Consider the following 26,051-nt stretch of genomic DNA (forward strand, 5'->3'; position numbering starts at 1 on the left):
TCAAATTATTCGTCTATTGCTAAAATGACTGGTGCCTATGATACGAGGGCTGACATTAAATACCAATGACTAATCGTTAAATTTCCTGCCAGCCTAGGCTAGGGTTAGCAATGGCTAATTTTCCAGAGTGGACCGCGAACTTGATTTAAGCCTGCAGGTTTAATAGAAAAAAGTTGTGACAAGCCAGATTATTGTTCGGTTTTGTTAAGCGTATTCTGTTTTTAGTTGATTCAATTGCGTAGAATGACTGCCATTAAGTGAGATGATTTCGGGCGAGTACCCCAGTAGTCATAAACTCCCAAGATTAACAGACCCTAGAGACCAGAAAGAGTCAGATGAGCCTTGTAGCAATCGGTATTAATCATAAAACAGCCACTGTAGACCTACGTGAAAAGGTAGCGTTTGCGCCTGATAAAATTCATGAAGCAATGAAGAGTCTTGCCAGTCGGACTAAGACAGGTGAGGCGGTGATCGTTTCTACCTGTAATCGCACCGAACTCTATTGCAACACGGGTGATGAGGCGGATGTGATCAGTTGGCTGGAGTCTTATCATCAATTATCCCACGATGATGTCTTGCCATGCCTGTACAAGTATCAGGGTCAGGAAGTGGTGCAACATCTGATGCGTGTCTCTGCCGGCCTGGATTCGCTCATTCTGGGCGAGCCGCAGATCTTAGGTCAGGTTAAACAGTCGTTTGTGAAAGCCAAAGAGGCTGGCACAGTGGCTGTGACCATGGACAGATTGTTTCAAAATACCTTCTCGGTTGCTAAGAAGGTGCGCACCGAGACTGAAATCGGTGCCGCGGCGGTTTCCGTTGCCTTTGCGGCAGTGAGCATGGCTAAACATATCTTCTCGGCGCTCAGTGCCACTAAGGTGCTGCTGATTGGCGCCGGTGAGACGATAGAGCTAGTAGCACGCCATCTAAAAGACAATGGTGTCGATTCTATGATAGTCGCTAACCGCACCATTTCTCGCGCCGAGGCTATGTGCGAAGAGTTCGGCGCCACAGCAATTACGCTCGAACAGATACCAGATTTTCTCCCTAAGGCCGATATCGTGATATCCTCTACCGCCAGCCCATTACCTATACTGGGTAAAGGCATGGTAGAAAAAGCGCTTAAGCAGCGTCGTCATCAACCTATGTTATTGGTTGATATAGCAGTTCCTAGAGATATCGAGGCCGAAGTTGCCGATCTGGACGATGCCTTCTTATACACGGTTGACGATCTGCAAAGCATCATTGAACAGAATATGGCCTCCAGACGTGAGGCGGCCGAGAAAGCTGAATTAATTGTTGAAGAGGAATCTCATCAATTCATGGAATGGATTCGATCGTTAGAGTCGGTCGATAGCATTCGTGAATACCGAAGCCAGAGTATGGCGATCAAAGATGAGTTGGTTGAGCGAGCAATCAATAAATTGGCCCAGGGTGGTGATAGCGAACAGCTAATACTGGAACTGGCGAATAAGTTAACCAATAAGTTGATCCACGCGCCGACCCAAGCGCTCACCCAGGCGAGTCGCCGTGGTGACCTCAATACCATTGGACAATTAAGAGCAGCGCTCGGACTAGATAAAGACTAAGGTTAGCGTTGTAATGAAGGACAGTGTTATTCGCAAGCTCGAAGGCTTGCTTGAGCGTAATGAAGAAGTTTTGGCGCTGCTGAGTGATGCGGAAATCATCGCCGATCAGGAGCGTTTTCGCGCTCTGTCCAAAGAGTATGCTCAACTCGAAGATGTCGTCAAAAGCTTTCAAGCTTATCGTCAGGCTGAAGAGAACCTCGCCTCAGCGCAAGAGATGCTTGCCGAAGATGACGCCGATATGAAAGAGATGGCTCAGGAAGAGATCAAAGAAGCCAAGGCGACTCTGGAGACCTTGGAAAGTGAACTGCAGATCCTCTTGCTGCCTAAAGACCCTAAAGATGATAACAACGCCTTCCTTGAGATCCGTGCCGGTGCCGGTGGTGACGAGGCGGCAATCTTTGCGGGCGACCTTTTCCGCATGTACAGCCGTTACTGTGAAGCAAATCGTTGGCAGATGGAGATCATGAACGCCAACGAAGGCGAACATGGCGGCTTTAAAGAGATTATCGTCAAAGTCTCTGGCGACGGTGTTTACGGTAAGCTCAAGTTTGAGTCTGGCGGACATCGCGTGCAGCGTGTACCAGAAACAGAATCTCAAGGTCGCGTACATACCTCTGCCTGTACCGTAGTCGTGATGCCTGAGATCCCAGAAGCCGAAGCGATTGAGATCAATCCTGCTGACTTGAAGGTCGATACCTTCCGCGCCTCGGGCGCCGGTGGTCAGCACGTTAACAAGACAGATTCTGCTATTCGTATTACCCATATTCCATCGGGCATAGTCGTAGAATGTCAGGATCAACGTTCACAGCATAAAAACCGCGCCCAGGCCATGAGCGTCTTGGCGGCCCGTATTCAAGCTGTCGAAGATGAGAAGCGCCGTAGCGAAGAGGAATCGACTCGCCGTAACTTGGTGGCCAGTGGTGACCGTTCAGAGCGTGTGCGTACCTATAACTTCCCTCAAGGACGTGTGAGTGAGCACAGAATCAACCTGACCCTTTATCGCCTCAACGAGGTAATGGAAGGGGATCTCGATGCCATCCTAGGCCCCTTGATGCAGGAAAACCAAGCCGACATGTTAGCAGCCCTTTCCGAAGGCTAATCCTGCTTGCATTGCCGCTGGGTAATTAAGGAAATTCTTTGTTTCAAACGTTAGCACAGGCCCTTGAGTGGGCCTCGACTCGACTACAGGATGTGTCTGACAGTGCCAAGCTCGATGCTGAGGTGATGTTGCTGCATGTTATTCATAAGCAGCGCACTCATCTCTATACCTGGCCAGACGAACGCCTGACCAGCGAGCAGGTCACCGAATATAAGCAGATGGTCGCGCGTCGTCTGCTGGGGACTCCTATCGCACATATCGTCGGAGAGCGTGAGTTTTGGTCCTTGCCCTTCATGGTCAACCCCACCACGTTGATCCCGCGCCCAGATACTGAGATCTTGGTTGAAACCGCCCTTAACCTGCCGCTGGCCGATAACGCCAAAGTGTTGGATTTGGGCACGGGCACCGGGGCTATCGCTTTGTCGCTGGCTTTTGAGCGCAGTAACTGGCAGATCACCGCGGTCGATAAGGTGCTCGAAGCAGTGGTGCTTGCCAAAGCGAACCGGGACAATCTCAAGCTGCCTCAGGTTGAGGTGCTGCAGAGTGATTGGTTTGACGCCATTACTCACTATGACTTCAACCTGATCGTCTCCAATCCGCCCTATATCGATGAGGAAGATGAGCATCTGTCTCAAGGGGATGTGAGGTTTGAACCCCACAGCGCCCTGACGGCGGGGGAACATGGCTATGCGGATCTCTTCCACATTGCCACGGCCGCCCGGGATTATTTGGCACCAGGCGGTTATCTGCTGCTTGAGCATGGCTTCGGCCAGGCGATCACTGTGCGTGATAAGATGATCGAACTGGGTTATGAGGCGGTGTCGACGGTGCGAGATTTTGGCAGTAACGACAGGTGTACCTTGGGTCGCTGGCCAAGATAGCCGTTGAGTGTCCTAAGTCCAAATCACAAGCGCCATGGGTTTACCCCGTGGCGTTTCTGTTTTTGCCTTAGGAAAAATAGTTGAGTTTTCATCTAGATTGTTATCGGCGCAGTCGGTAGGCCATAATTTAGCAAGTAAAAAGGCAGCGGCGGGGACGCTCGCCGTGACGTCGTGAGGAGAACTGCATGAAGATGATCGTTATGTTACTGGCCTTATTGATCCTTGGTTTCCTGTATTATCAGCAACTTGGAAAGCAACCACTGCTCAGCGAGCAGACTGAGGCGGCTTTGGAGGCAACCCAAGGCGCGGGCCCTAAGGTGCCGACTCGGCCCGAGGAGATAGCCGACTTCGAGAAGGAGATGAACACCTTGATGCAGGAGGAGGCTGATAAACGTGCCAAGGCGTTAAAGGAAGCTCAAGAGCAGTAATTTCAGCGCAGCAGGTCACCAGGGGCAATGGCTTGAAGTGCTTGAAATCAACACCACCGCCCTGATGCTCAATCTACTAGAGAGTCTTGGTCATAAAATACTTACAGCCCGTTGCCGGATAGGCTTTTTGTGTCCATTCCAGTCGATAGCCTCTGGCCTCATAGAAAGGCTTAGCTTGAAAGTTTAGGGTGTCGAGTATGGCATAGACACAGCCTCGTTCTTTGGCAATGCGCTCGGTTTCGGCCAACATCTTGCTGCCGATAGCTTTTCCTCTTAGTGCTTCGCTGACCCAGAAGTTATCTATCATTAGCCAGTTGCCGAAGGTGCGCGCCGACAGACCGGCTATCAGCTCTCCAGCCTCATTTTCCAGCTTTAAACCTAGCGGTAAGCGCTCGCTAACCTCCCAATGTTGCCAGTTAAATTCAGCGATTTTCTGTTTAACCGTCTCGGCGAATTCGGCCGAGTCATCACGTATTAAACGAGTGTCCTGTAGTGTTTTCAAAATGCCTTCTCTTATTGAAAATGATTGTGTCCATTTAACTTAGATATTCTCAGTACGATATTGGTGCCTCGGCCTTTGATCGGGTACACTAGCGCCTTTGCGAGCCACTAAAGAAGAGACAATGGACAGTTTATACCCAGCTATTAAGCATATTCACCTCACCTTAATTGCCGTGAGCGTGCTGTTTTTTATTGTACGTTTTGCGCTGCATCTTAAGCAATCTGCCATTATGGAGAAGAAATTTGTTAAGATAGCCCCCCATGTTATCGATACCTTCTTGCTCCTATCTGGTTTAGCTTTATGTTTCATCATTAAGCAGTATCCGTTTCAGGATGCCTGGTTAACCGAGAAGATCGGTGCCGTCTTTGCCTATATCTTCCTGGCAACCATAGCGATGAAGGCAAATCGCAACAAACTTTTCAAGACTTTTGCCGCCTTAGGCGCTCTGGCTTGGGTGATGTACGCCGCTAAGCTAGCGATGTTTAAACAAGCAATATTAATGAGCTAATGACAAATCCGATCCTAAAAGATGAACTCTCCTTGCCTGAGAGTGCGTTTGACATCTCTACTCACTTAGGGTTTTCCGATAAGGAAGCCGCTAAGTGGGCTTGGTATGAATTGGCTGGCTCAGTGTTAAGCCATTACCTGGTGGACAGAGAGGCACGTCTGGATGCGCTGCTGAACTGGTTTTATCAGGACCTGGGCTTTTGCGCCCGAGATTCTTACTTCAGTATCGAAGCGGCCGATCTGGCGACCTGTATTACCACGCGTCAGGGTAACAGTACCACACTGGCGACAGTGCTGATGCTGCTGGGTAAACAGCTGGATCTGGTATTGCAACCTCTGCTACTGCCTGGCACGACTGTGCTGGCTTGTCGTTTGGATGATGTGGTGCGTTATATCGATCCTCTGACCGGTAAATCCCTTACGCGTCACCAGCTGCATGTATTGGTACGTGGAGAGCTGGGTAATGGCGCGCCATTTAAGCCGCGCTATTTGAAGGCTGCGAGCCTAAAGCGCCTGCTGTCGCGTATGCTCCATGAACTGAAAGCCGGTGCCATATTGGCCAGTCAGTTTGAGAGTGCGATGGAGTGCTGTAACTTGCTGTTACAGTGGCATAAAGATGATTTAAACCTGAATCGTGAAAGGGCCTTTATTGCCCAGCAGCTAGGCTGTATCAGTGTCGCGGCAGCGGATCTGAGACACTTTGTCGACAATAGCCCTCACGATCCTGTGACCGAACTGGTCAAGTTGCAATTAAAAGAGCTCAACGATGAGGTTGAGGTCTATCATTAACCCTTAGCGTCGAGGCCGGGAAGGCCTCTCGCGGGGCAAAAGATAAAGCCCGCATCCCCACTGTGATGCCGTGGCCACCCATATAACTACAACAATAAATAACGAATACAGAATAATAAATACTAAGGGAGATGAAATGAGTAGTACCGCATTAGTGACCAATGACGCCACGGGCCTGGGGCTACTGGCGATTATTTTAGGCTTCGTATTTTACACCAACAGTAGCCAACATCCTTTTTGGGTTAAGTTTTACCGATTTATCCCCGCCTTACTGCTTTGTTATTTTCTTCCCTCGTTACTGAATTCATTCAATATTCTCGACGGTGATACCTCGAATCTTTATTACGTGGCCTCCCGTTATCTGTTACCCGCCTGTTTGGTACTGTTGATCTTAAGTGTCGATCTCAAGGCGATCTTAAGCCTGGGACCCAAGGCGATAGTGATGTTCCTGACCGGTACCGTAGGCATAGTGATCGGTGGGCCTATCGCGCTGCTGATCATCTCGGCTATCAACCCTGAGGTGCTGGGTGTCAGCGGACCCGATGCGGTTTGGCGCGGTATGACCACGCTGGCCGGTAGCTGGATTGGCGGCGGCGCCAACCAGGCGGCGATGAAGGAGATCTATGAGGCGGGCGGCAGCATCTTCTCTATCATGGTGACAGTGGATGTGATTGTCGCCAATATCTGGATGGCAGTACTGCTGTTTATGGCCTCAAAGGCCAAAGAGATCGATGCCAGGACCGGCGCCGATACTCGTGCTATCGAGACACTCAAGCAGAAGGTTGAAAAGTATCACGCCGAAAACGCGCGTATTCCCAGCCTGAGAGACCTTATGATGATCGTGGCCGTAGGCTTTGGTATTACCGGTCTTGCCCACATGATCGCCGATTTTCTCGGGCCCTTCTTTGAAGCAAATTATCCTTGGACGCGCGATTACAGCCTGACCTCTAAATTCTTCTGGTTGATCGTTACCGTTACCACCATAGGCTTGGCCATGTCTTTCACGCCAGTGCGTCACTTGGAAGCTGCTGGTGCCTCCAAGGTCGCCTCGGCCTTCCTGTACATTCTGGTGGCGACAATCGGTCTGCATATGGATGTATTTAAGCTGTTTGATCCGGCCAACCTTTGGTATTTCGCCATCGGGATTATCTGGATGGTAGTGCATGCTAGCTTTATGTTGCTGGTGGCCAAGTTGATTCGCGCGCCGCTGTTTTACATGGCGGTGGGTAGCCAGGCTAACGTGGGCGGCGCCGCTTCGGCACCTGTTGTCGCCGCAGCCTTCCATCCTGCGCTGGCCCCGGTCGGTGTACTCCTGGCGGTATTAGGCTATGCTGTAGGCACTTATATGGCGTGGTTATGTGGGCAAATATTGCAGGTGGTCGCGCTATAATCAGGTGATCCGCCCGATAAGATTCAGTTGATTCATGCCGGGTATGGCCCGGCAACTTAAGAGAGAAGTAGCAATGAGTAATAAGACCATAAAGTTAGGTAGCATTGAAATTGCAAACGATAAGCCGTTTGTTTTGTTTGGCGGCATGAATGTGCTCGAGTCTCGCGACCTGGCCATGCAGATTGCAGAGACCTATGCGGAAGTTACTCAGAAGCTGGGGATCCCTTATGTGTTTAAGGCCTCATTCGACAAGGCTAACCGCTCGTCGGTTAACTCTTACCGTGGTCCAGGCATGGAAGAGGGATTGAAGATCTTTCAGGAGATTAAAGATACCTTTAATCTCCCCTTGATCACTGATGTACACGAGACACATCAGTGCCAGCCTGTGGCCGAGGTCGTGGATATCATTCAGCTGCCTGCCTTCCTGGCGCGCCAAACCGATCTCGTAGTGGCCATGGCTAAGACCGGCGCGATTATCAATGTGAAGAAGCCGCAATTTTTGGCCCCACATGAGATGCGCCACATCATCACAAAGTTCAATGAAGCGGGCAATGATGAGATCATCCTGTGTGAGCGCGGTTCTTGTTTTGGCTATAACAACCTGGTTGTCGATATGCTGGGTATGGACGAGATGAAGCAGTCGGGTTATCCAGTGATCTTCGATGCGACTCATGCACTGCAGCGTCCTGGTGGACGTTCCGACAGCGCAGGTGGTCGTCGTGCTCAGGCCACAGAGCTGGCCCGTAGCGGTATGGCACTTGGCTTGGCCGGTCTGTTTATCGAAGCCCATCCCGATCCTGACAATGCTAAGTGTGATGGCCCTTGTGCATTGCCACTGCATCAGCTCGAAAATTATCTCACTCAGATGAAGGCTATTGATGATCTGGTGAAATCTTTCGCACCGATTGACACCAGCAAGTAGTCACCAGCAAATAGACACTAGCAAATAGACATCAGCAAGTAAAAGTTGCTGCATCGTAAGCCTCGCTCATTGAGTGGGGCTTTTTTCTGTCTGTGATTTAAGGTTGATTACAGCCTCAGTTTGTATCCTGTTGCTATATTAAGAAAGCCGATTAGTTAAAAAATCGGCGTTATAAATCAGAAGGGTAGAATGATGGCAAGTAATGATAAAGCGCCAGGCATGCTGGGAAGAGCATTGGATGGCATTGAACGTGTGGGCAACAAGTTACCAGATCCGGCGATGCTGTTTCTGATGTTGCTCTTTACCGTGTGGGGCCTTTCCTGGCTGTTATCCGGTGTGAGCTTCGAGGCGATAGACCCTCGCTCCAATGAGCCAATTCAGGTGAGCAATTTGCTCAGTGGTGAAGCACTTACTCACTTTCTAACCTCCATGGTATCGACCTTTACCGCCTTTGCTCCCTTGGGGGTTGTCCTGGTCGCCATGCTGGGTGTCGGTGTTGCAGAACATTCTGGTTATATCAATACCGCGCTGAAACAGATGTTGAAAGTCACACCTGCCAAATTGCTTACGCCTGCGGTGGTATTGGTGGGGATTATTTCTCATACCGCGACAGATGCCGGGTATGTGGTAGTGATTCCCTTGGCCGGGGTGATTTTCTTTACCGTTGGGCGACACCCGTTGGCTGGGATAGCGGCGGCATTTGCCGGCGTATCAGGTGGTTTTTGCGCTAACTTTATTCCCTCAGGCATAGACCCTCTACTACAGAGCTTTACCCAATCGGCAGCGCAAATCGTCGATCCGGATATACGAATCAACCCGCTGAACAACTGGTTCTTTGCCGCTTCTTCTTGTATTCCCATCACTTTGTTGATCTGGTATCTCACCGATAAGGTGCTTGAGCCTAGGTTAAACCGCACCCATAAGGTGGCGCGGGATCAGGTGGATATTCCTGCGATGGAGCAAACCACAGAAGCAGAATTGAAAGCTTTTCGTATTGCCACTGTGGTGATGTTGCTTGCGATTGCTGGTTTCTTTTCTCTGACCCTGTCGGAAACATCGACTCTTAGGGATGCTAACGGCTCATTGACCAGTTTTAGTGCGCCTTTGATGCAATCGATCGTGCCGCTGATCTTTCTCTTCTTCGTCTTACCTGGGGTCGTGTTTGGTTATCTGACTAAGACATTTAGCAGCTCAGCTGATGTAGTGCAGGCGATGTCAAAATCCATGAGCGGTATGGCGCACTATATCGTGATGGCGTTTTTCTGTGCCCAGTTTGTGGCTGCTTTTTCTGCCTCAAATCTTGGGGCGCTTATTGCCGTAGAGGGCGCTGGCGCGCTAAAGGCGATGAACCTTTCGGCCGAAGTCACCATAGTGGGTATGATTATCTTGGTCGGCTTCGTGAACCTTTTTGTCGGCTCATCATCTGCCAAGTGGGCGCTAATTGGTCCGGTACTTGTCCCCATGTTGATGCAGTTGAATATTAGCCCTGACTTATCCCAGGCTGCCTATCGCGTTGGTGACTCTAGCTCGAACATTATTACCCCTTTGATGCCATATTTCCCCTTGGTAGTGGTCTACTGCCAGCGCTACGTTAAAGGGATTGGCATAGGGACCTTAATCTCTATGATGCTGCCATTCAGCTTGGCCTTGCTCACTATCTGGAGTGCTTGGTTGCTGCTCTATTGGTCGCTGGGGATCCCACTTGGCTTAGGGGCAAGTTATATCTATTAATTTACAGCCTAAGTGTCGCCGTCTCTCTTAAAGGCGGCTGATACAGGCTTTAAACCTGAGCATTAAAAATGGCCGCCCAGGGTTAGCATGGCGGCCATTTTTTATACCTTACCTTTTATTTAGGCGGTCTGGTAACGTGCGAGGATTTTACCAAGACTCTCAGAGGCTTGGGACAGCTGACTCACGCCAATTGATGATTGGTTTGCCAGCTCTTTAATGACATTGGCCTGCTGCCTAATTTCACTCAGTTCTGAGGCGATGTCGTTAGCCACTGCGCTCTGCTCTTCGGAAGACGCGGCGATCTGGAAGCTCATATCGATAACCGATTGCGATGATTCGTTAATGGAGCTGACATCTGTGCCTATTTCAGTGATCAACGACTGACTGGATTCGGCCTGCTTAACGGTGCGCTGGGTGATGTTGTCTATGTTATTGGTTTCCTGCTGCAGATTTTCAATCATCGCCTGGATTTCTACCGTGGCAGACTGAGTGCGGCTGGCCAGGGTTCTTACCTCGTCAGCGACAACGGCGAAGCCGCGGCCCATTTCACCTGCGCGGGCCGCCTCAATGGCAGCGTTGAGCGCCAGCAGGTTAGTCTGCTCTGAGATGGCGTTGATGGTGGTGATCACCTCATTAATCTTAGTGGCGTTGATCTTCAGAGTGCTGACCGAGTCGGAGGTCTGCTCGATAAAGCCTGAGAGCTGCTCGATATCCTTAATGGCGCGCTGCACGCGCTCATAGCTTTGGCGGACAGATTGTGAGTTCTGCTCCACTTTTTCTACCGAGCTATTGGAGATGTTAGAGACTTCACCAGCAGAGGCCGTCATCTCCTCCATGGCGGTCGCTACCGAGTCGAGTGACTGGTATTGCTGCTCGATCTGACGCTCGCTCTCCTGATTTTCCGCTGCAAAAGAGCTGGCGGTGGCATGCAGGGTCTCGGCATTTTCTTTCACCGTGACCACAAGCTCGGTGAGGGTGTCCATGGCATTATCCAGGGCGCAACCTATGGTGCCAAACTCATCGCGGCCAGGGTGAAAACCTAGGCGAGAGGTGAGATCGCCCTTGGCGATATTCTTAGTGGTCGTCCACAGTACCCAGAGCGCGCCGCCAATAAAGGTCGCGTTCCAGTAGAGCAGAATAGAGAAGGGGATTAGCCAGAGATAGGTGAGCAGCAGGCTGTATAGTGCCGATTGTTTGGCCTCGCGCTCCTGACTGGCGACATTCTGTGTCAGAGACAGGTTTTGTCCGGCGCTGCTGCGAACCACTGCGGTGACACTGTCTTGGTTGCGGCTAGATTTCGCTTGTCCGCTGGATTGTATATTGAGGCTGGCAAATTTGTCCGTTTGGCCGCTGGCCTCGAGGGCTCGTATCATGCCCGTGAGCTCACCTTCGAGGGCCATGACAGACGCCTGCTCTATCTTGTCGATACTCTCCTGATAGCGGTTGACGCCTAAAAAGGTGATGGCGATGAAAAACAGCGTGCCAATGACCCAAAATTTATCGTTGATAGACATCTTGATGAAGAGTTTATCTATGGTGCGAAAATTCACTTCTCTCATAGTTTTTTTCCGTCTTAAACTAAGGCTGAGGCCTTAGGCATTAGTAGAACAAAATAGGGCAACACATTTAAAATTACGCCCTTTTTGCTAATAAATACAGGCTGGTTTAACGTTTTTTTACACCTATGGCTTGCCGTCAGACTCATTATGCTGACGGATGAATAGCCTGAGTTTGTGATGCAGGCTGAGCGACAGCTGACTGGCGAGTAGGGCAAAGCTTGCTCCTGCCAGCAGATCCCCTAGGTAATGATAGTTGAGACTTAATTGCCCGGCGATGACGGCAGCCATACAGCCTAGCCATAGTGGCATCAACTTGGGCGAGTGGCGCCAGAAGGTAAAGGCGAGGGCGAAGGTGAGCAGAGCATGGCCTGAGGGAAAGGAGTCGTAGGCTTGCCCCTGGGCAAAGGGGTGAAATGCCTCTACCTTGTCTGCAATCCACGAGGGGTTTAGCCTATCGCCGAGTTTAAACCAACTTTCAGGCCAGGTTCGGCCAAATAGTATCTTACCAAGCCAGCGCAGCGAAAATGCCAGTATCAGAGTGAAGGTAAGCTCAAGTGCCAGTGCTTGAAACCTTGATCGAAATCTTTCGCTAATACAGGCGAAGATGGTGAGGCCTGCCAAAAATTCCAGCAGTAGCGGGGTCTTGCTTAGAGCTTTTAACCATGTGCTCGACAACTGCTGGGCGTGCATCAGCTCCGCCAGAGGTCGATCGACAAACAGTACACAAATCAGCACCAAAGCAATCAGTAGTGTGTAGAGAATCAGTGCATTTTTAAGAGTGTTGGGAAATAGGTGTTTTAACATGCTCGGCTAGCGGTTCTTGTCATGATGGGAAGCTCCAGCCTAAGGCAAAAGCGCTCGCATGCAAAGCATGCTAATTCACATTCTGAGTAGCCCAGTGGCCACTCGCAGATATAAGCGGCAATGCTTTGGCAGTATTTGCTTTTGGGCAGAATTTGCTTTTGGGTAGAGTTATCGCGACCGGGCAAGGCCTGGCCGCGATAATGGGCGATTAGCTGCGCAGGCTCTCTATCAGATAGTTGAGGCTGGGGCTCTCTTCTAAGTTACTGCTCGGGAAGAAGTTATACTTAGGAGGCACAAGCCAGTCCCGCTGCACCAGCTCATCGAGCAGATCCAAATACTGCACACTGGTCTTGCCCACAAGGAGGTTGTCCAGGCTGCGAGTATGAGATAGATGCAGCATCTCCAGGAAGCCGCTTAGATAGAGGTGATCCTTAGTGAAGCCGCCGCCGCGATAGACGCGGGCCGTGGTCACAAAGGCGTCGTCCTTATCCATCTCCAGTTCATCTATCAGGTAGCAATAGGTGAGGTAGAAGTCCTGCTCTTTCAGCATAGAGTCCACCGCCAAGACTCGACATGCCAAGGTATTCAGGCGTGAGTGCGCCATAAAGCCTGCCTTGAGCTCTGCTAAGATGGCAAGCCCTTCCTGGGTATAGGTTGAGCCTGGTAGTCCCAGACGTAAGACCTTAAGGGATTGCTGCTTGGCGTTAAGCGTGGTGGCCATATGTACCCCCAGCTCATGCTGGATCAAGCGCTGCACTTCGCTCTGATGAAATTGGGCATGGCTGCTGATCGCCAGCTGGGCAGGATTTGAGCTCACCATGGCACGGGCAACTATGGTGCCGCTAAGGCCTATCTTACAGCGCATATCCCACTGCTCGGCGCGCTGTTTCATCATCTGGCACACTTGCTGAGGTTCAAGGGCAGGCCCCTTATCTTCCGGGATCTCCTTGGCATATAACAGGAACTTGGCGTTAGCGATGGCACTTGGCTGTGGCCGGCCATGATAACGTAGAGAGTTATAGACAAAACCCTCCTGGCCGACACTGGTGAGCAGATCTATCTGCTCGCCCAGCTTATTGACGATATCCTTGTAGAGCTGCTTAAGCGCGGGATCGGCGATATTATCTATGGGCAGACGGTAGAGACGGTACTTAAATTCGTTAGCGTCTATTGGCAGCTGACGATAGGCAAAGTTAGGCTTATAGCGACTCGGCGCCTTCATGAAGCGTCGACGTTCGGCCGCCAGGTTGGTCGGATTGACATACTTTAAGGTGTCGACCTTCTGCGCCAGGCGGAACAGGGCGGCATCTATCTCCAGCACCTCTGGTTCGATGGCACTGCTGAGCATGTCGGCGCGGCGGGTCTTGCTTTGACGATTGAGCTTACGCTGAAAGTAGGCGCTGGTGGCGCTAAAGGCGTTCTTCAGTCCAAGCTTGAGATCGTCCAGTACTATGGGATAGACCTCGCCGGTCAACTCATCCATAAACACCTTTTTGATCTCCGTCGGCAGCACTAAGGTGCGGTCGAAGCGGGCGTTGGTGTGGGCGATCAGATAGCCGCGGCCCTCGAAGGCCACATCCAGCTCGGCATCCACCTCTACATTGGGTAGGGTGATGGTTTTCAGCTCGCGCTTGAACTTGTGCACTACGCTACCCCAGCGCTCCATATCGATCTGCGAGGTGCCTATGTTAAATACTGGCGTCGGCTTTTCGATGCGCTTGTAGTTGTAAGAATGCAGATCGAACACGACGACCATGCCGAACATACTCTCTAACTTGGCGATCAGTGCCTCGTAGAGTTGATAGAACTCCTGATGCTTGGCGTGACTGATGGCGCGCTGTTTAGCGCTTAGCGGCTTGCGCCATACCTGCTTCATCCAGGCGGATTTGTAATAGGTACTCAGGCTCTTAGGGCGATTGAGATCGTACTCGAAGCGCGAATCGCAGCCCGCCAGCGTGATCGGCTGAGAGGCAATAACCTCATCGGTAAAGGGATCTTCTTCGAAGTAACGTTCCTCGGCACTGAGCTGACATAACTTTATCAGCTCGGGGCGCAAGTTGTGCCCCGCGTGGATCGCGGTGCACACAACGGGCAGATACTCTTGGATGGTGATAACGCAGCCGGAGGAGGCCAGCTGGCCTGAAAATGTCTCCCCGCGTTTAATCAGGGAGAGCATTTGGTCGAGACTATAGGTTTGCATTTTCTACCGCTTGACGATATGCACTCTTACGTTGCATCAATAGCTCTTTGGAGTTGATGATATTTTCGGCGAAATCGATCACCTGCTTTTGCAGTCGTACGCGGTTAAGCTTGTTGATACGCGTGATGCCGCCTGGGCTGAGCACGTTAACCTCAACCAACTTATTACCGATCACATCCAGACCCGTAAAGTAGAGGCCGTCGCGCATCAGTTTAGGGCCAATGGCGGCGCACAGTTCACGTTCTTCACGTGTAATAGTGTGTTTGACCACGCTGCCACCGGCGTGGACGTTAGATCTAAACTCGCCACTGGCAGGGACACGGCGCATGGCGCCAATGGGTTCACCATTGAGCATCAGAATGCGCTTGTCACCCTCTTCTGCACCTTCGATATAGTCCTGCAGAATCACATAGTTGCTCTGCTCTTCAGTGCCTATGTAGAAGTCCAGCAGCGAGCTGAAATTTTGGCGAGCGCTTTTTTCGATCACGATAACGCCATGACCACCGAAGCCATTGAGGGGCTTAAGGATCATCTTATCGCTGTCACTTTCTTCCAGCACCCTTTGCAGGTAGTCGCGATTTTTCGACACATGGGTGGTGGGAATATATTGGCTCGCGGCACCGCTCATGCTGGCGGTGTAAAGTTTGTTGTTGGCGACCCTGAGGCCTTCAAGATCATTGATGATCAGGGTGTCGCCTTTGACCGAATCTAAGAAATTTAACGCCAGATTATCCAGCGGTGGGTTAGCGCGCATAAAAATACAATCAAAGCCAGCCATGGGCAGGCGCGCTTTATGAAATTCGGCGGAGCGGTAAAAACGTGGAATGTTATCCGATATTTTCATCCCTTTTTTGATGATTTGACAAAACCCGTAGACACTACTGTCACGAATGGTCAGCCCACTGGTCGTGGTGATGGCAACGGTATGACCACGCTGCGCGCACTCATGAACTAATCTTAGGGTGGTATCGCTCTCTGGATCGATACGCTCCCACGGGTACATCAAAAAGCAGATGTGCATTCTTTAAGCAACCTCATCTTCAGGGTGAGATTCCACATACTCAAACTGATCAACACGCTTGTTATTCGTGCTGTTTAGGGTGTGGAACTTTTTTGGCTCTCGGGTAAGCTTGGTGTATTTCAACCATACATGCTCAAGCTTGGTATTAGCCTTGTTGGGGTGTTTTAGGACCTTAACAAAGTGTTTTTCCTCTGCAGTTTCAGGCTCAAGATCGCCTGCTTCAAAGGCTTGCATAGTGTCGCCATATAGGCTCAACAATTCAGCTTCAGACAAGGTAAACTCTCCGGACTTACTAAAGCCGCGGGGAAAGTTTTTGTCATCAAAAAAACGCTTTTGACCAAAACGAAATGACTCTTCTGACATAACAACCTCTCACTGTGATAGCAACGCTGTAACTACAGGGTTTTTCGATCGCGAAATTATGATTTTTGTCGTCAAAAGAGAAACAAAACTTTTTTATCGTCACCATTAGGATTAGTTGTTATTCTCTCGGTGAAATTGACTGAGAGAATAAAATGGACGTCAAAGTATTTAAAACCTTTCTAGAAGTGGCCAGAACCCGTCATTTCGGCCGTGCGGCGGAGAATCTTTATATCACTCAGGCGGCGGTGAGTGCCCGAATTAAGCAGCTGGAATCCTTCTTCGATTCCGCCCTATTTGTGCGCAACCGCAATAGCATACAGCTTACCACTTCGGGTGAGCGTCTGGTGCCTTATGCTGAGGTGATGGTGAGTACTTTAGAGCAGGCAAAGAACGAGCTGGCTTTGACCAATCACAAGGCGTTGCAGTTGACCATGGCAGGTACTCCCAATATCTGGGATGCCTACCTTCAGCACTGCCTGAGTAAGGTGACCGATGCCTTCGGCGGTTATGGCTTTCTGGCCGAGGCGCTCAGTCGTGAACAGTTAAACCGAAACCTGCTGGAGCGCACCTTAGATATGGCCTTCGCGTTCGACCCGCTTAAGTCGGAGGAGTTGGTGTGTAAGCAGGTGGCCGATCTTATTCTGGTGCTGGTTTCTACCCAGCCTTGCGATCAGGCCCAGGCGCTGAGTCAAAAATATGTTTATGTGGATTGGGGAACACGTTTCGCTTCGGAGCATGCCGAGCGTCACTATCGTATGCCACCACCTTATTTAAGAACCTCCACCGGACGTATCGCGCTGGATTTTATCTTGGATAAGGCGGGGGCGGCTTATCTGCCGCTGTCGATCGTTGAGCCATTTTTACAATCTAAACAGCTTTATCGGGTCGAAGGGGTCGAGCCCTGGAACCGCCCCATCTATCTTTCCTATCGCAAAGACAGTGGATCCCTTGAGGCGATCATCAAGATTGAGGAACTGGTTAAGGAGATCGATCCACTAACGGCCTTTAGCCTGCAGCAGATAGGTCAACTGGGTTAACCTTCTTGGATTGGATGAGAGGGGACCGGCTAATCGTCGGCCTCCTCTTTTTGTTTGCGCTTGATGGCAATGGCGATACACAGGGCGGCGCCACCCCAGGTGAGCGCCAAGGCAAACAACATCATGATAAAGGCACTCTGGCTCATCTTTTACCTCCTGGGTGTTGATCTGGATAGCCTGGCGATTTGCTGGTGAAGTTGATCAGTATGGCGAAGAAAAGCATGGTGCCCACCAAGCCCCAGCCTAAGATCAATTGATCGGCTATCGGATAGTCGCCATAACCATCGACCAAAGTGTTGTAGAGATTCTTCATTAATATGGTGGCTAAGATCGCTGGGCTGATAAAGCGCAGGCAGATCACAAACCAGCTGCCCACCTTAAACTCAGAACTTTCGTTGGCGTGTTGGTGGATAACCGTGACCTTTAATAACCAAGTGATGATCAGCAGCTCGACCAAACAACTGAGCAAGAGAGCAATATTGTTAATAAAGTAGTCCACCAGATCCAACAGTAAGAGACCGCCATTGGTCGCAAACGCCATGGAGACCAGATAGCCTAGGCTACACACCAGTATCGCCGCTACTTTTCGTGGCAGATGAAACTTGTCGATAACGGCGCTGGTGACCGCTTCTATGATAGAGATATGGGAGCTTAGCCCGGCGATCACCAAGGCGATAAAGAAGAGGGGCCCGAGAATATAGGGCGCCGGCATCAAGTTGATGGCGGTGGGGATGGTGACAAAAGCCAGTCCTATGCCTGAACTCACCACCTCAGTCAGTGGCTTCATCTGCTCCTCGGCCATATAGCCCAGCACACCGAAGATTAAGATACCCGCTAAAATAGAGAAGCCGCAGTTGATCAGCACCGTCATAAAGGCGTTGTTATTGATGTCAGCCTTGGTCGGCAGATAGCTGGAGTAGGCCAGCATGATGGCAAAGCCAACACTGAGGGTAAAGAAGATCTGCCCATAGGCTGCAGACCAGACCTGGGCATCGAGCAGGCGGCTAAAGTCAGGTTCAAACAGATAGTTGAGCCCAGACAGTGCCCCTGGCAGAAACAATATACGGCCGATCAGCACCAGCACCATGATAAACAGTATGGGCATCATGATCTTGTTGGCTCGTTCAATTCCCCCCTTTACCCCGCTAAAGACGGCGAGGAAGGTCATCAGCCAGGCGATACTCATGGAGAGAGCAATGCCCAGCTGAAATTCTCCGAGATGGGACGGCGAGTTGTTGCCCAGTTTAAGATACTGATTAAAGAAGAAGTCGTTAGGATTATCGCCCCAAGCCTGGCTGAAGGAGAAGCCGAGATAGGAGAGAGTCCAGCCGATGACGGCGACATAGTAGACGGCGATCACCGCGGCAATAAACACCTGAAACCAGCCGAGCCATTCGAGTTTTATGCCTAGGGTGTGTCCTAGCTGGGCGAAGATGCGTGGCGAGGTCTTCTTTATCTTATGGCCCAGGCTAAACTCCATAATCATAAAGGGGATACCAGCGGTTATCATGGCAAACAGGTAAGGAATAAAGAAGGCGCCGCCACCATTTTCATAGGCCATATAGGGGAAGCGCCAGATGTTACCCAGGCCAATAGCTGAGCCGACGGCAGCCAAAATAAAACCTACCCTAGAGTTCCACTGCTCTCGCTTCATCTATCACCTCAAGCCCTGCGCCTTGTACAGATAATTCTAGACCTTAATACTCAGGTGAGAGCGGAAATTTCCACAGATTATGCAGGGTTATATTGTGCGTTCGACCAATAGGGTCAAGATGTTAGCGCTTTAGCACGGGAATTGCTGCGTGGTTCTCTATTGCTTGACGGCTTGGCGTTCTACTGCTTTCAGTTGCTGGTAGATTGCCAGGTTTTCAGGTGTTGCTATGCCATGGCTTTCGGCGCGGCGAAGCAGATAACCTGTGATCGCTTCTATCTCTGTCTGGCGACCGTGATGAATGTCCTGATGCATGGAGGAGTAGTTACTGGCCGTTAGCGCTATCACCTGATATACACGTTCAATTAGCTCAGTTTTGTCGAGCGGGATTTGCTCGGCGCTTGCCACTGTCACCACCTCGTCGATAAGCCTTAAGATGCTTGGCCTATAATGCTCATCGGCCAGGTCACCGTTGTGACAGTCATTGATGGCGGTCAGCGGGTTGATAGCGATGTTGATGGCGAGTTTCTGCCACAGCATAGGCAGAATGGGCTCACACCACTGACTATTAGCGATAGCTCTTAGTAAGGCTTGGCGTGTCGCTGCTGGCAAAGCCGGCCCCTGTGCGTGACCCAGTTGAGTTAGACCCGCACCAGTTTGTCTTATCTGCCACTTGGCCAGCCTCAACGCTCCCTGAGAAGTGGTCCCCAGGCTTAAGCCTCGACCATTTAGCTTATCGGCGAGCTGCTGGTGGGGCCCTAGGCCGTTGTGAAGCAGTAAGATATGGGCCTGGGGATTTAAGTTATCAAGGCATGGCAGCAGGGCGTCCTCGACTTGATAAGCCTTGACACAGACGATCAGCAGTTTGCAGGCATTTAGGGCTGAGCTATCGATAAGGCGAGCCTCTCGCTCAATGGTGACGCCGTTTAAATCGGTGAAGGTTAAGCTTTGACTTGCGGCGAGCCCCTCTCTTGCCATCAATACTGGCTTGAGATCATGGGCCGAAAGCTGGTGGAAGATCAGCTGACCTATCGCGCCTGCTCCGAGGATCACTATTTCACCTTGTAACTCGCCCTGAGAGTCGCCTAGAAGAGAGGTCGCCGCAGATTTCATGGCTGGCTGTTGGCTCCCGTTTTGGTGATCACGCTGGCCTTAATATAGCGGCGATAGAGCCAGAGGCCGAAATAGAAGAGCAAAACGCCCACCATATCGGCAATAAAATCGGCGCTGGAGGCGCTGCGGTAGGGCAGGCGCGACTGTACCAGCTCGATAAACAGGGCGTACCCGGCCAATATACCAGCCAGACTGTACCACTTGGGCTCGAAAGCAAGATGGGTTAATAGCGCCAGAAAGAAGAAACTGCCCAGATGGCCAACCTTATCCATGTGAGGGATCACTTGAGGGTAGTTAGGGCGAGAGAATACCAGGTAGCTGATCACTATGATGGTGAGAAGTAGCGCTATTTTAAAAAAGGTTTTTCGAGAATTCACGAGTCGCTTCAGTTAAGTGGTTTTGCCAATCATAGGAAAATGTCACCTTAAAGTCATTAAGAAACGCCCTTGGTTTTGCCAAGAATTTTTGGCGAATGCCTGTCTGAGCGGGTAAACTAGCGGGCAGATAAAGTGACTATAAAGAGGATGATAAATATGCCTTCGATGGATATCGTATCGGAAGTGAACGAAGTTGAACTGCGCAACGCCGTCGACAATACCCGCCGTGAGCTGGATAGTCGTTTCGATTTTCGGGGTGTCGAGAGCGAGATCACCTATAAAGATCATCAGGTGACTCTGTCATCTGAATCAGATTTTCAGTGCCAGCAGTTAGTAGACATGCTGCGCAATCAGCTGAGTAAGCGTAACGTAGACCCCGCCTCTATGGATGTGGCCGATAAGGCGATTCATAGCGGTAAGACTTTCTCGCTCAAGGTGACCTTTAAAGAGGGGATCGACAGTCTGGTGGCCAAGAAGCTGGTGAAGCTAATCAAAGACAGCAAGCTTAAGGTGCAGGCCGCTATTCAAGGCGACTCGATTCGCGTCAGTGGTAAGAAGCGTGATGACCTGCAGGCGGTGATGGCCATTGCCCGCGAATCCGATCTGGGCCAGCCTTTCCAGTTTAATAATTTCAGAGATTAATCTGCTTACCTCATAAGAAAGCCCCGCTATTAAGTGGGGCTTTTTATTGGCTTATTGCTCACCGGGCTGTTCTTTTACTTTCGTCGTCAGTGGCTCGGCCTGTTCATCACCGTTGGGATGAGGCGCATATTTTTGCACTAATAGAACAAGCCAAAGCACGGGGAAACCTATTACGCTGGCGGCGACAAAGAAGTTCACATAGCCGAAGGCGTCTATATATTGACCCGAGAAGCCTGCCACAAACTTGGGAAACAGCAGCATGATAGAGGAGAGCAGCGCATATTGGGTGGCGCTGTAACCGCTACTGGTGAGGCTTGATAGATAGGCGATAAAGGCCGCCGTGGCGATCCCGGCGCTGAAGTTGTCGATGGAGATCACCGCTGTCAGCAGCTGCAGGTTATAACCTATCATGGCCTGATAGGCGAATAATAGGTTGGTCACCGCTACCATAAAGGCCCCTAGAAAGAGGATCTTCATGGTGCCATAGCGGGCCAATAATATACCGCCGGCACCGGCGCCCACTAAGGTCATGATCAGACCATAGACCTTGCTCAGAGTGGCAATCTCCGTCTTAGAAAAGCCCATATCCACGTAGAAGACGTTAGCCATGATCCCCATGACGATATCTGAGATCCGGTAGCAGGAGATAAGCAGCAGGATTAAGATGGCGCTGCGGCCATAGCGTTTAAAGAAGTCGATAAAAGGTAAGATACTGGCGGTGTACAGCCAGGATGCGGCGGCGGCCACGACCCTAGGGTAACGCTCAGATAATCTTTGTTGCAGCGCCGATTCTACCTCGTCGGCGTCTTTAGTATCGACCTCAGGCTCACTGCTCGCCAAGGTGGTTAAGATACCGATAAACATCAGGCACGCCATCGCAAAGTAGGCGGTCTGCCAGGAGGTGAGATTATAGCTGTCGCTAGTGGGGTCGACCCAGGCGGCAATGGTGAGCGCCCCTGCGGTGGCAACAATCATGGCGCTGCGATAACCCACCTGATAGGCGGCGGCAAGGGCGGCCTGCATCTTTTGCGGCGCCGATTCGATACGAAAGGCATCGATCACTATATCTTGGGTGGCCGAGGCAAAGGCGACCATTAAGGCAAATAGTGCCAGATGCTCGAGATCGGCGACCGGATCGCTCTGGCTCATGCCTAAGATGGCGCACACTAACAGCGCCTGGGCGAACAACATCCAAGCGCGTCGCCGACCAAGCAGCCGGGTCAATATCGGTAATGACAGCCGATCCACCAGAGGTGACCAGGCCCACTTGAAACCATAGGCCAGGGCGATCCAACTGAAATAGCCGATGGCCGTTCTGTCGATCCCCGCCTCTCTAAGCCAAAAGGAGAGGGTGGAGAAGACCAGCATCAGTGGCAGACCGGCAGAAAAGCCAAGTAGCAGCAGAATCAGTACCCGTTTGTGACAATAGATAGTAAGGGCGTCTTTAAATCGGGATACTTGGGATGAAATCAAAATAGAGTAGGCTTTATAAGGCTAGGTGGGGTTAGCTTAAACGCTGACGCGACAAATAAAAAGTGAAAAATCCATCATGAAAAAAGCCCAGTCTCGAGAGACTGGGCTTGGCTTTCATAATTAAACGTTTTAAGACGTGAATTATGATATTGAGCTAGGTCGTGTTCCGACACAACAGCTAGGACATTGGCCGCCAAGACTGAGGAAATCACAGCAATCGTCTATCTGCTTGCGCAGAAACTGGTTGCCTTTAATTGTCCAGTCAGGCCATTTGTCGAAGGCGTGTATCAAGTGCCAAAACACTCGCTCGATATCGGTTTGCGCATCACCTTGATGATTGAACTGTTGCCACTCTTCCAAGGTGTCCCATAAGTAAAGCTGGATCTCATTGAAATCGAGTTGATTATTTAAGAACGCTTTTCCATATTGAGCCAGCTGGGGCGCTTTATTATCGATGAACTCATCTGGGGTCATCGTTCGCCTCCTTGCCACTACAGGGCTAATTATAGCCAGTGGATCTACCGGCGTTTGTCTGAGATAAAAAACTTAGCGTTCTGTTTTATGGCACTTTAGTGAAAGCGCCATTAATTTTGAGTGAACCCTAAGCCGTTGCTAACTTACTCTCTTGGGAGCAGGGTCGCCTTGTTCAGGATAATGGGCTTCACCGGAAAGTCGGCCCAGCCTAGCTTAGTGTTGATCTGAGTCTCTACCTCTGACATCGCCTCTAACACTTCCATCCCTTCAACCACCTCACCGAACACGGCGTAGCCCCAGCGACGCTTGGAGGGATCGAGACGCTTGTTGTCGCCCACATTAAAGTAAAACTGCGCGGTGGCTGAGTGTGGGTTGTCGTCGCGGGCCATGGCGATGCTGCCCAGGCTGTTGCTAAGACCATTGCCCGACTCGTTTACGATTGGTTCACCGTAAGGCTTCTCTTCCAGCTTAGGGTTGAGTCCGCCGCCTTGTACCACAAAGCCAGGGATGATGCGGTGAAATAGGGTGTTGTCATAGTGGCCTTTGACCACATAGGTGAGAAAATTATCGACCGTAATGGGCGCACGTTTGCGATCCAGCTCGACGATGATATTACCCATGCTGGTTTCCAGCTTCACTTTGGGGTAGATGGTATCGCTCTGAATATCCAGAGCCTGAGCCAGGCTAGAAAATGACAACAGCAGCAGGGAGGCGAGCCAGATTCTCATGTAACACTCCTTATCTTATGATTATTGTTGGATAAACTCGTTGAGTTCGGGGTCGTTGATGATCTTAGCCGTGAGATCGCTCAGTAGATCGTTTACCGATAGCTCCAGAGTGGCAAAATCGGCACTAAAGGGGCCTGAAACCAGGTTGCGCGCCGTGTATCGCTTGGTAAAAGTCTTACTGGTATTGCTGGCGATCACATTGATGATGATGTCATTGGTGGCCTGATAGCCGAAGGTGGTGTCGCTCACATCGGTTAGCAGTTTCTCCAGCTGCAGCTGCATATGGTTTACCGAGGCAGGGTCGATGCGATAGCCAGCCTTGGTAAAGCCGTCTCTGAACACTTGCTCCAGCTGACGACGGGGTGACTCCGATGGGCTGACGAGTCTGGCGGCATCACCTTCATTATTAAAGCGGGCAATAAAGTTTGCCGAGCGGGTATCTATCATCTCGATAGCGATTGGCTTGCTGGGAATGCCCTGAGACTGTACCACTGGCAACTGAGGGTTGAGCGCCATATGGGTCGGAGTATGGCTGGCGCAGCCAAAGAGTAGGCCGGCACAGGCGATGATAGGAATAAAACGTTTCATAGCGATAAATCATGCTGTAAAAAGGTGGCATCAGCATACCAGAATCCTCATTGGATGCCAGCCTGAGGCGCTATTGTTAAGACTATGTTGCTCGGCAGGGTTTTAACTTAAACGAGAAAGCGTTAGAGTAAAAATTCAAGTTTAAAATAGACGGCCGACAGCCATTCGGTTCGATAATAATGACAAGCGATAATAAGCGATGAAGATGGATATACAACCCGGTGCACTGCACACCCTGATCGCACCAGATAGCCTGATCTCAAATACGGGGCAAGTGCAATTTGGTCATTTTGATGGCCCGGTTAAATCGTTCGGGTTAGAGCATTTTCACTATACCAATGTGATGGATAAGCCAGCCAGTCACCTTGCCAGGCATTTTCATTTTAAGCAGTTTCAGTTTGTCTCTGTGTTTACCCCGAGATATGTCATTGGTGTCGCGATTGCAGACATTCGCTATGCCGGTACAGGTTTTTGTTACCTCTACGATATTAAAGCCAACCGCTTGGTAGAAACCAACTGGCTTAAGCCTCTGGCGCTGGGCTGTCAGCTGGCTGAGTCACCTTGGTCGGGACGGGCGCAGCTTGCCAGTGGCAAGGGTAAGGTGGTTATCGATATCGAGCAAGGCCAGTGGCAGCTCAAGATAGATACGGCGCAGATTAAGGCCGAGCTCAGCCTGACACCTATGCCGCTTAGCCTGCCCATGGCCATGTGTAACCCAACGGGTTACAGCGGTTGGACCTATACCCAAAAACACAATGGTCTCAAGGTTGGTGGCAAGTTAACCATTAACCATGAGCCACAGCCTCTTAATCGCGCGCTCGGTGGCTATGATTTTTCGGCGGGCTATATGCGCCGCGAGACCAGTTGGCGCTGGGCGAGCATTAACGGCTATCAAGGTGACTCATTGGTTGGGCTCAACCTGGCTGCCGGGGTAAACGAAACCGGCTGCAATGAAAATGTCTTCTGGGTCGATGGCCAGCGACACCTGCTGGGGCCTGTGCATTTCGAATTCAGCCGCGCCCCACAGCATCATGATGATGCCAGCTGGGCTATTCGTTCGTTAGATGGTCGGGTGGACTTAAGTTTTCAACCGTTAAATTGTCGTCAGGAGAAACTCAACCTTTGGCTGCTTAAGAGTAACTTCAGACAATATCTGGGCTATTTCGATGGCCAGATTAAAGATGGCGAGGGGACGACTCACTATATCGATAACCTTTTGGGCTTGACCGAAGATTATTTTGCCCGTTGGTAACCCAAGGCTTACGTATTACATAGGGACATAAAGGAATAATTAGATGGATTTTAATTCACTCATCACGCACCCAGAGGTGTTGCTATTGGTGCTGGCACCGCTGTTTTTCGTTTGTATCTTACTCGAATGGTATTTTGGCGATCGTAAGGGTCACCTGCCTGACAACGCCCGTTATCAACTGCCGGAAGTCTTGTGTAATTTTACGCTGGCGGGGCTGCATCAGGGGGCTGATATCCTGACCGGGCTATTGATTGCCAAGCTGTACCTTTGGTTTTTCGATTGGCGCCTGTTGGATATCCAGATGGGATTAGGCAGTTTTATCGCCCTGCTGATCGCGCAAGATTTCTGTTATTACTGGTTTCACCGCGCAAGCCATCGCGTGCGCTGGATGTGGGCAGCCCATGTGGCTCACCACAGTTCGGAGCGAATGAATTTCAGTACGGCCTTCAGGCAGAGCCTGATGTATCCCTTTGCCGGTATGTGGATCTTCTGGTTGCCGCTGGTGGTGCTAGGCTTCGATCCAAACTGGGTCGTGTTTGCCGTATTGCTTAATCTGGGTCTGCAATTTTTCGTTCACACCCAAGCGGTTAAGACGCTGGGGCCGCTGGAGTGGATCTTTAACACCCCCTCTCATCACAGGGTGCATCACGGACGTAACCCACAATATATCGATAAAAACTATGCCGGAGTGTTGATCATCTGGGACCGCTTGTTTGGCACCTATGTTAAAGAGGAGGAGACTGTCGACTATGGCATTACCAAGCCGGTCAAGAGTTTCAACCCTCTGGTCGTGACCTTTAGCGAGTGGCGCGACATGTTTAGCGAGGCCTTTGCGCCCGGTCTCAGCCTAAAGCAGCGTTGGCAGCTGTTATTTGCACCGCCACTCAGTAACTCTGATGCTAAGGCGACAGAAAAACGAGACGCTGCATAACAA

At 50.8% G+C, this 26,051-nt stretch carries 27 protein-coding genes; 13 read left to right on the top strand and 14 right to left on the bottom strand.

What is annotated here, in order from left to right:
• The first annotated feature begins 335 nt into the window (after nucleotides 1–335).
• The 4 genes from hemA (at nucleotide 336) to CFF01_RS04910 (ending at nucleotide 3,994) form a co-directional block, all read left to right on the top strand.
• On the top strand, nucleotides 336–1,586 hold the full coding sequence (gene hemA, locus CFF01_RS04895) for a glutamyl-tRNA reductase (RefSeq protein ID WP_033537343.1): 1,251 nt from the start codon (nucleotides 336–338) through the stop codon (nucleotides 1,584–1,586).
• Nucleotides 1,587–1,599: 13 nt separating this feature from the next.
• Nucleotides 1,600–2,685: a peptide chain release factor 1 gene (prfA, locus tag CFF01_RS04900; RefSeq protein WP_033537344.1), complete on the top strand. Its 1,086-nt coding sequence runs from the start codon at nucleotides 1,600–1,602 to the stop codon at nucleotides 2,683–2,685.
• 38 nt (nucleotides 2,686–2,723) lie between these two features.
• Nucleotides 2,724–3,566, top strand: a complete 843-nt coding sequence (prmC, locus tag CFF01_RS04905) for a peptide chain release factor N(5)-glutamine methyltransferase (RefSeq protein WP_033537345.1) — start codon at nucleotides 2,724–2,726, stop codon at nucleotides 3,564–3,566.
• A 185-nt stretch (nucleotides 3,567–3,751) separates the two neighbouring features.
• Complete coding sequence (locus tag CFF01_RS04910; protein WP_088904064.1) at nucleotides 3,752–3,994, top strand: hypothetical protein; 243 nt, start codon at nucleotides 3,752–3,754, stop codon at nucleotides 3,992–3,994.
• A 76-nt stretch (nucleotides 3,995–4,070) separates the two neighbouring features.
• On the opposite strand, the gene CFF01_RS04915 is transcribed toward CFF01_RS04910, so the two are convergent.
• Complete coding sequence (locus tag CFF01_RS04915) at nucleotides 4,071–4,496, bottom strand: GNAT family N-acetyltransferase (protein ID WP_088904065.1); 426 nt, start codon at nucleotides 4,494–4,496, stop codon at nucleotides 4,071–4,073.
• A gap of 121 nt (nucleotides 4,497–4,617) precedes the next feature.
• On the opposite strand from CFF01_RS04915, the gene CFF01_RS04920 reads away from it, so the two are divergent.
• From CFF01_RS04920 to CFF01_RS04940, 5 genes are all read left to right on the top strand, one after another.
• Nucleotides 4,618–5,004, top strand: coding sequence for a SirB2 family protein (locus CFF01_RS04920; protein WP_033537348.1), 387 nt, complete (start codon nucleotides 4,618–4,620; stop codon nucleotides 5,002–5,004).
• On the top strand, nucleotides 5,004–5,792 hold the full coding sequence (locus tag CFF01_RS04925; RefSeq protein ID WP_088904066.1) for a transglutaminase family protein: 789 nt from the start codon (nucleotides 5,004–5,006) through the stop codon (nucleotides 5,790–5,792). Before CFF01_RS04920 ends, CFF01_RS04925 begins: the two co-directional genes overlap by 1 nt.
• Before the next feature lie 136 nt (nucleotides 5,793–5,928).
• Nucleotides 5,929–7,182 carry a DUF819 family protein gene (locus CFF01_RS04930; protein WP_088904067.1) on the top strand — a complete coding sequence of 418 codons (1,254 nt, stop codon included), beginning with the start codon at nucleotides 5,929–5,931 and terminating at the stop codon, nucleotides 7,180–7,182.
• Between the two features lie 73 nt (nucleotides 7,183–7,255).
• Nucleotides 7,256–8,104, top strand: coding sequence for a 3-deoxy-8-phosphooctulonate synthase (gene kdsA, locus CFF01_RS04935; protein WP_033537351.1), 849 nt, complete (start codon nucleotides 7,256–7,258; stop codon nucleotides 8,102–8,104).
• A gap of 192 nt (nucleotides 8,105–8,296) precedes the next feature.
• A complete protein-coding gene (locus CFF01_RS04940; protein ID WP_088905877.1) occupies nucleotides 8,297–9,835 on the top strand; it encodes an AbgT family transporter in 1,539 nt (512 codons plus the stop codon).
• 119 nt (nucleotides 9,836–9,954) lie between these two features.
• Here the strand turns inward: CFF01_RS04940 and CFF01_RS04945 are convergent, their stop codons facing one another.
• The 5 genes from CFF01_RS04945 to CFF01_RS04965 form a co-directional block, all read right to left on the bottom strand.
• Nucleotides 9,955–11,394, bottom strand: a complete 1,440-nt coding sequence (locus tag CFF01_RS04945; RefSeq protein ID WP_088904068.1) for a methyl-accepting chemotaxis protein — start codon at nucleotides 11,392–11,394, stop codon at nucleotides 9,955–9,957.
• A gap of 123 nt (nucleotides 11,395–11,517) precedes the next feature.
• Nucleotides 11,518–12,198: a phosphatase PAP2 family protein gene (locus CFF01_RS04950; RefSeq protein WP_088904069.1), complete on the bottom strand. Its 681-nt coding sequence runs from the start codon at nucleotides 12,196–12,198 to the stop codon at nucleotides 11,518–11,520.
• Nucleotides 12,199–12,406: 208 nt separating this feature from the next.
• The gene (locus CFF01_RS04955) at nucleotides 12,407–14,398 is read right to left on the bottom strand and encodes a flavohemoglobin expression-modulating QEGLA motif protein (protein ID WP_088904070.1); all 1,992 of its coding nucleotides are present in this window, start codon (nucleotides 14,396–14,398) and stop codon (nucleotides 12,407–12,409) included.
• Nucleotides 14,385–15,419 carry a glutathione synthase gene (gshB, locus tag CFF01_RS04960; RefSeq protein ID WP_033537356.1) on the bottom strand — a complete coding sequence of 345 codons (1,035 nt, stop codon included), beginning with the start codon at nucleotides 15,417–15,419 and terminating at the stop codon, nucleotides 14,385–14,387. The genes CFF01_RS04955 and gshB overlap by 14 nt, the downstream gene beginning before the upstream one ends.
• A 3-nt stretch (nucleotides 15,420–15,422) precedes the next feature.
• Nucleotides 15,423–15,782 carry a DUF413 domain-containing protein gene (locus tag CFF01_RS04965; RefSeq protein ID WP_033537357.1) on the bottom strand — a complete coding sequence of 120 codons (360 nt, stop codon included), beginning with the start codon at nucleotides 15,780–15,782 and terminating at the stop codon, nucleotides 15,423–15,425.
• Between the two features lie 152 nt (nucleotides 15,783–15,934).
• Here CFF01_RS04965 and CFF01_RS04970 point away from each other — a divergent pair, with 152 nt between their 5' ends.
• A complete protein-coding gene (locus CFF01_RS04970; RefSeq protein ID WP_088904071.1) occupies nucleotides 15,935–16,819 on the top strand; it encodes a LysR family transcriptional regulator in 885 nt (294 codons plus the stop codon).
• Between the two features lie 29 nt (nucleotides 16,820–16,848).
• On the opposite strand, the gene CFF01_RS19120 is transcribed toward CFF01_RS04970, so the two are convergent.
• The 4 genes from CFF01_RS19120 to CFF01_RS04985 form a co-directional block, all read right to left on the bottom strand.
• Nucleotides 16,849–16,965 carry a MetS family NSS transporter small subunit gene (locus CFF01_RS19120; protein WP_140946870.1) on the bottom strand — a complete coding sequence of 39 codons (117 nt, stop codon included), beginning with the start codon at nucleotides 16,963–16,965 and terminating at the stop codon, nucleotides 16,849–16,851.
• Nucleotides 16,962–18,473, bottom strand: coding sequence for a sodium-dependent transporter (locus tag CFF01_RS04975; RefSeq protein WP_033537359.1), 1,512 nt, complete (start codon nucleotides 18,471–18,473; stop codon nucleotides 16,962–16,964). The genes CFF01_RS19120 and CFF01_RS04975 overlap by 4 nt, the downstream gene beginning before the upstream one ends.
• A gap of 156 nt (nucleotides 18,474–18,629) precedes the next feature.
• Nucleotides 18,630–19,583: a ketopantoate reductase family protein gene (locus CFF01_RS04980; protein WP_088904072.1), complete on the bottom strand. Its 954-nt coding sequence runs from the start codon at nucleotides 19,581–19,583 to the stop codon at nucleotides 18,630–18,632.
• Nucleotides 19,580–19,960: a VanZ family protein gene (locus CFF01_RS04985; RefSeq protein ID WP_088904073.1), complete on the bottom strand. Its 381-nt coding sequence runs from the start codon at nucleotides 19,958–19,960 to the stop codon at nucleotides 19,580–19,582. The genes CFF01_RS04980 and CFF01_RS04985 overlap by 4 nt, the downstream gene beginning before the upstream one ends.
• A 156-nt stretch (nucleotides 19,961–20,116) precedes the next feature.
• On the opposite strand from CFF01_RS04985, the gene CFF01_RS04990 reads away from it, so the two are divergent.
• Entirely contained in the window at nucleotides 20,117–20,602 is a 486-nt protein-coding gene (locus CFF01_RS04990) for a YajQ family cyclic di-GMP-binding protein (RefSeq protein WP_033537361.1), read from the top strand.
• Nucleotides 20,603–20,653: 51 nt separating this feature from the next.
• On the opposite strand, the gene CFF01_RS04995 is transcribed toward CFF01_RS04990, so the two are convergent.
• From CFF01_RS04995 to CFF01_RS05010, 4 genes are all read right to left on the bottom strand, one after another.
• Complete coding sequence (locus CFF01_RS04995) at nucleotides 20,654–22,075, bottom strand: AmpG family muropeptide MFS transporter (RefSeq protein WP_088904074.1); 1,422 nt, start codon at nucleotides 22,073–22,075, stop codon at nucleotides 20,654–20,656.
• Between the two features lie 141 nt (nucleotides 22,076–22,216).
• Entirely contained in the window at nucleotides 22,217–22,549 is a 333-nt protein-coding gene (locus CFF01_RS05000; RefSeq protein WP_033537363.1) for a hypothetical protein, read from the bottom strand.
• Nucleotides 22,550–22,692: 143 nt separating this feature from the next.
• The gene (locus CFF01_RS05005) at nucleotides 22,693–23,277 is read right to left on the bottom strand and encodes a peptidylprolyl isomerase (protein ID WP_088904075.1); all 585 of its coding nucleotides are present in this window, start codon (nucleotides 23,275–23,277) and stop codon (nucleotides 22,693–22,695) included.
• Nucleotides 23,278–23,298: 21 nt separating this feature from the next.
• On the bottom strand, nucleotides 23,299–23,865 hold the full coding sequence (locus tag CFF01_RS05010; protein WP_033537365.1) for a YajG family lipoprotein: 567 nt from the start codon (nucleotides 23,863–23,865) through the stop codon (nucleotides 23,299–23,301).
• A 199-nt stretch (nucleotides 23,866–24,064) separates the two neighbouring features.
• Here CFF01_RS05010 and CFF01_RS05015 point away from each other — a divergent pair, with 199 nt between their 5' ends.
• Nucleotides 24,065–25,117, top strand: coding sequence for a DUF2804 domain-containing protein (locus CFF01_RS05015; RefSeq protein WP_088904076.1), 1,053 nt, complete (start codon nucleotides 24,065–24,067; stop codon nucleotides 25,115–25,117).
• A gap of 43 nt (nucleotides 25,118–25,160) precedes the next feature.
• Nucleotides 25,161–26,048: a sterol desaturase family protein gene (locus CFF01_RS05020; RefSeq protein WP_088904077.1), complete on the top strand. Its 888-nt coding sequence runs from the start codon at nucleotides 25,161–25,163 to the stop codon at nucleotides 26,046–26,048.
• Nucleotides 26,049–26,051 lie beyond the last annotated feature (3 nt).

Source organism: Shewanella marisflavi, assembly GCF_002215585.1.
GTDB lineage: Bacteria > Pseudomonadota > Gammaproteobacteria > Enterobacterales > Shewanellaceae > Shewanella > Shewanella marisflavi.

What these genes read in the sequence shown, in the direction of transcription:
- CFF01_RS04925 (WP_088904066.1), top strand. Translation starts at nt 5,004, where the DNA reads ATGACAAATCCGATCCTAAAAGATGAACTCTCCTTGCCTGAGAGTGCG.
- CFF01_RS05005 (WP_088904075.1), bottom strand. Translation starts at nt 23,277, where the DNA reads ATGAGAATCTGGCTCGCCTCCCTGCTGCTGTTGTCATTTTCTAGCCTG.
- kdsA (WP_033537351.1), top strand. Translation starts at nt 7,256, where the DNA reads ATGAGTAATAAGACCATAAAGTTAGGTAGCATTGAAATTGCAAACGAT.
- hemA (WP_033537343.1), top strand. Translation starts at nt 336, where the DNA reads ATGAGCCTTGTAGCAATCGGTATTAATCATAAAACAGCCACTGTAGAC.
- CFF01_RS04910 (WP_088904064.1), top strand. Translation starts at nt 3,752, where the DNA reads ATGAAGATGATCGTTATGTTACTGGCCTTATTGATCCTTGGTTTCCTG.
- CFF01_RS04920 (WP_033537348.1), top strand. Translation starts at nt 4,618, where the DNA reads ATGGACAGTTTATACCCAGCTATTAAGCATATTCACCTCACCTTAATT.
- CFF01_RS05020 (WP_088904077.1), top strand. Translation starts at nt 25,161, where the DNA reads ATGGATTTTAATTCACTCATCACGCACCCAGAGGTGTTGCTATTGGTG.
- gshB (WP_033537356.1), bottom strand. Translation starts at nt 15,419, where the DNA reads ATGCACATCTGCTTTTTGATGTACCCGTGGGAGCGTATCGATCCAGAG.
- CFF01_RS04950 (WP_088904069.1), bottom strand. Translation starts at nt 12,198, where the DNA reads ATGTTAAAACACCTATTTCCCAACACTCTTAAAAATGCACTGATTCTC.
- CFF01_RS04975 (WP_033537359.1), bottom strand. Translation starts at nt 18,473, where the DNA reads ATGAAGCGAGAGCAGTGGAACTCTAGGGTAGGTTTTATTTTGGCTGCC.
- CFF01_RS04980 (WP_088904072.1), bottom strand. Translation starts at nt 19,583, where the DNA reads ATGAAATCTGCGGCGACCTCTCTTCTAGGCGACTCTCAGGGCGAGTTA.
- CFF01_RS05015 (WP_088904076.1), top strand. Translation starts at nt 24,065, where the DNA reads ATGAAGATGGATATACAACCCGGTGCACTGCACACCCTGATCGCACCA.
- CFF01_RS04965 (WP_033537357.1), bottom strand. Translation starts at nt 15,782, where the DNA reads ATGTCAGAAGAGTCATTTCGTTTTGGTCAAAAGCGTTTTTTTGATGAC.
- CFF01_RS04955 (WP_088904070.1), bottom strand. Translation starts at nt 14,398, where the DNA reads ATGCAAACCTATAGTCTCGACCAAATGCTCTCCCTGATTAAACGCGGG.
- CFF01_RS05010 (WP_033537365.1), bottom strand. Translation starts at nt 23,865, where the DNA reads ATGAAACGTTTTATTCCTATCATCGCCTGTGCCGGCCTACTCTTTGGC.
- prfA (WP_033537344.1), top strand. Translation starts at nt 1,600, where the DNA reads ATGAAGGACAGTGTTATTCGCAAGCTCGAAGGCTTGCTTGAGCGTAAT.
- CFF01_RS04990 (WP_033537361.1), top strand. Translation starts at nt 20,117, where the DNA reads ATGCCTTCGATGGATATCGTATCGGAAGTGAACGAAGTTGAACTGCGC.
- CFF01_RS19120 (WP_140946870.1), bottom strand. Translation starts at nt 16,965, where the DNA reads ATGAGCCAGAGTGCCTTTATCATGATGTTGTTTGCCTTGGCGCTCACC.
- CFF01_RS04970 (WP_088904071.1), top strand. Translation starts at nt 15,935, where the DNA reads ATGGACGTCAAAGTATTTAAAACCTTTCTAGAAGTGGCCAGAACCCGT.
- CFF01_RS04940 (WP_088905877.1), top strand. Translation starts at nt 8,297, where the DNA reads ATGGCAAGTAATGATAAAGCGCCAGGCATGCTGGGAAGAGCATTGGAT.
- CFF01_RS04930 (WP_088904067.1), top strand. Translation starts at nt 5,929, where the DNA reads ATGAGTAGTACCGCATTAGTGACCAATGACGCCACGGGCCTGGGGCTA.
- CFF01_RS05000 (WP_033537363.1), bottom strand. Translation starts at nt 22,549, where the DNA reads ATGACCCCAGATGAGTTCATCGATAATAAAGCGCCCCAGCTGGCTCAA.
- CFF01_RS04945 (WP_088904068.1), bottom strand. Translation starts at nt 11,394, where the DNA reads ATGAGAGAAGTGAATTTTCGCACCATAGATAAACTCTTCATCAAGATG.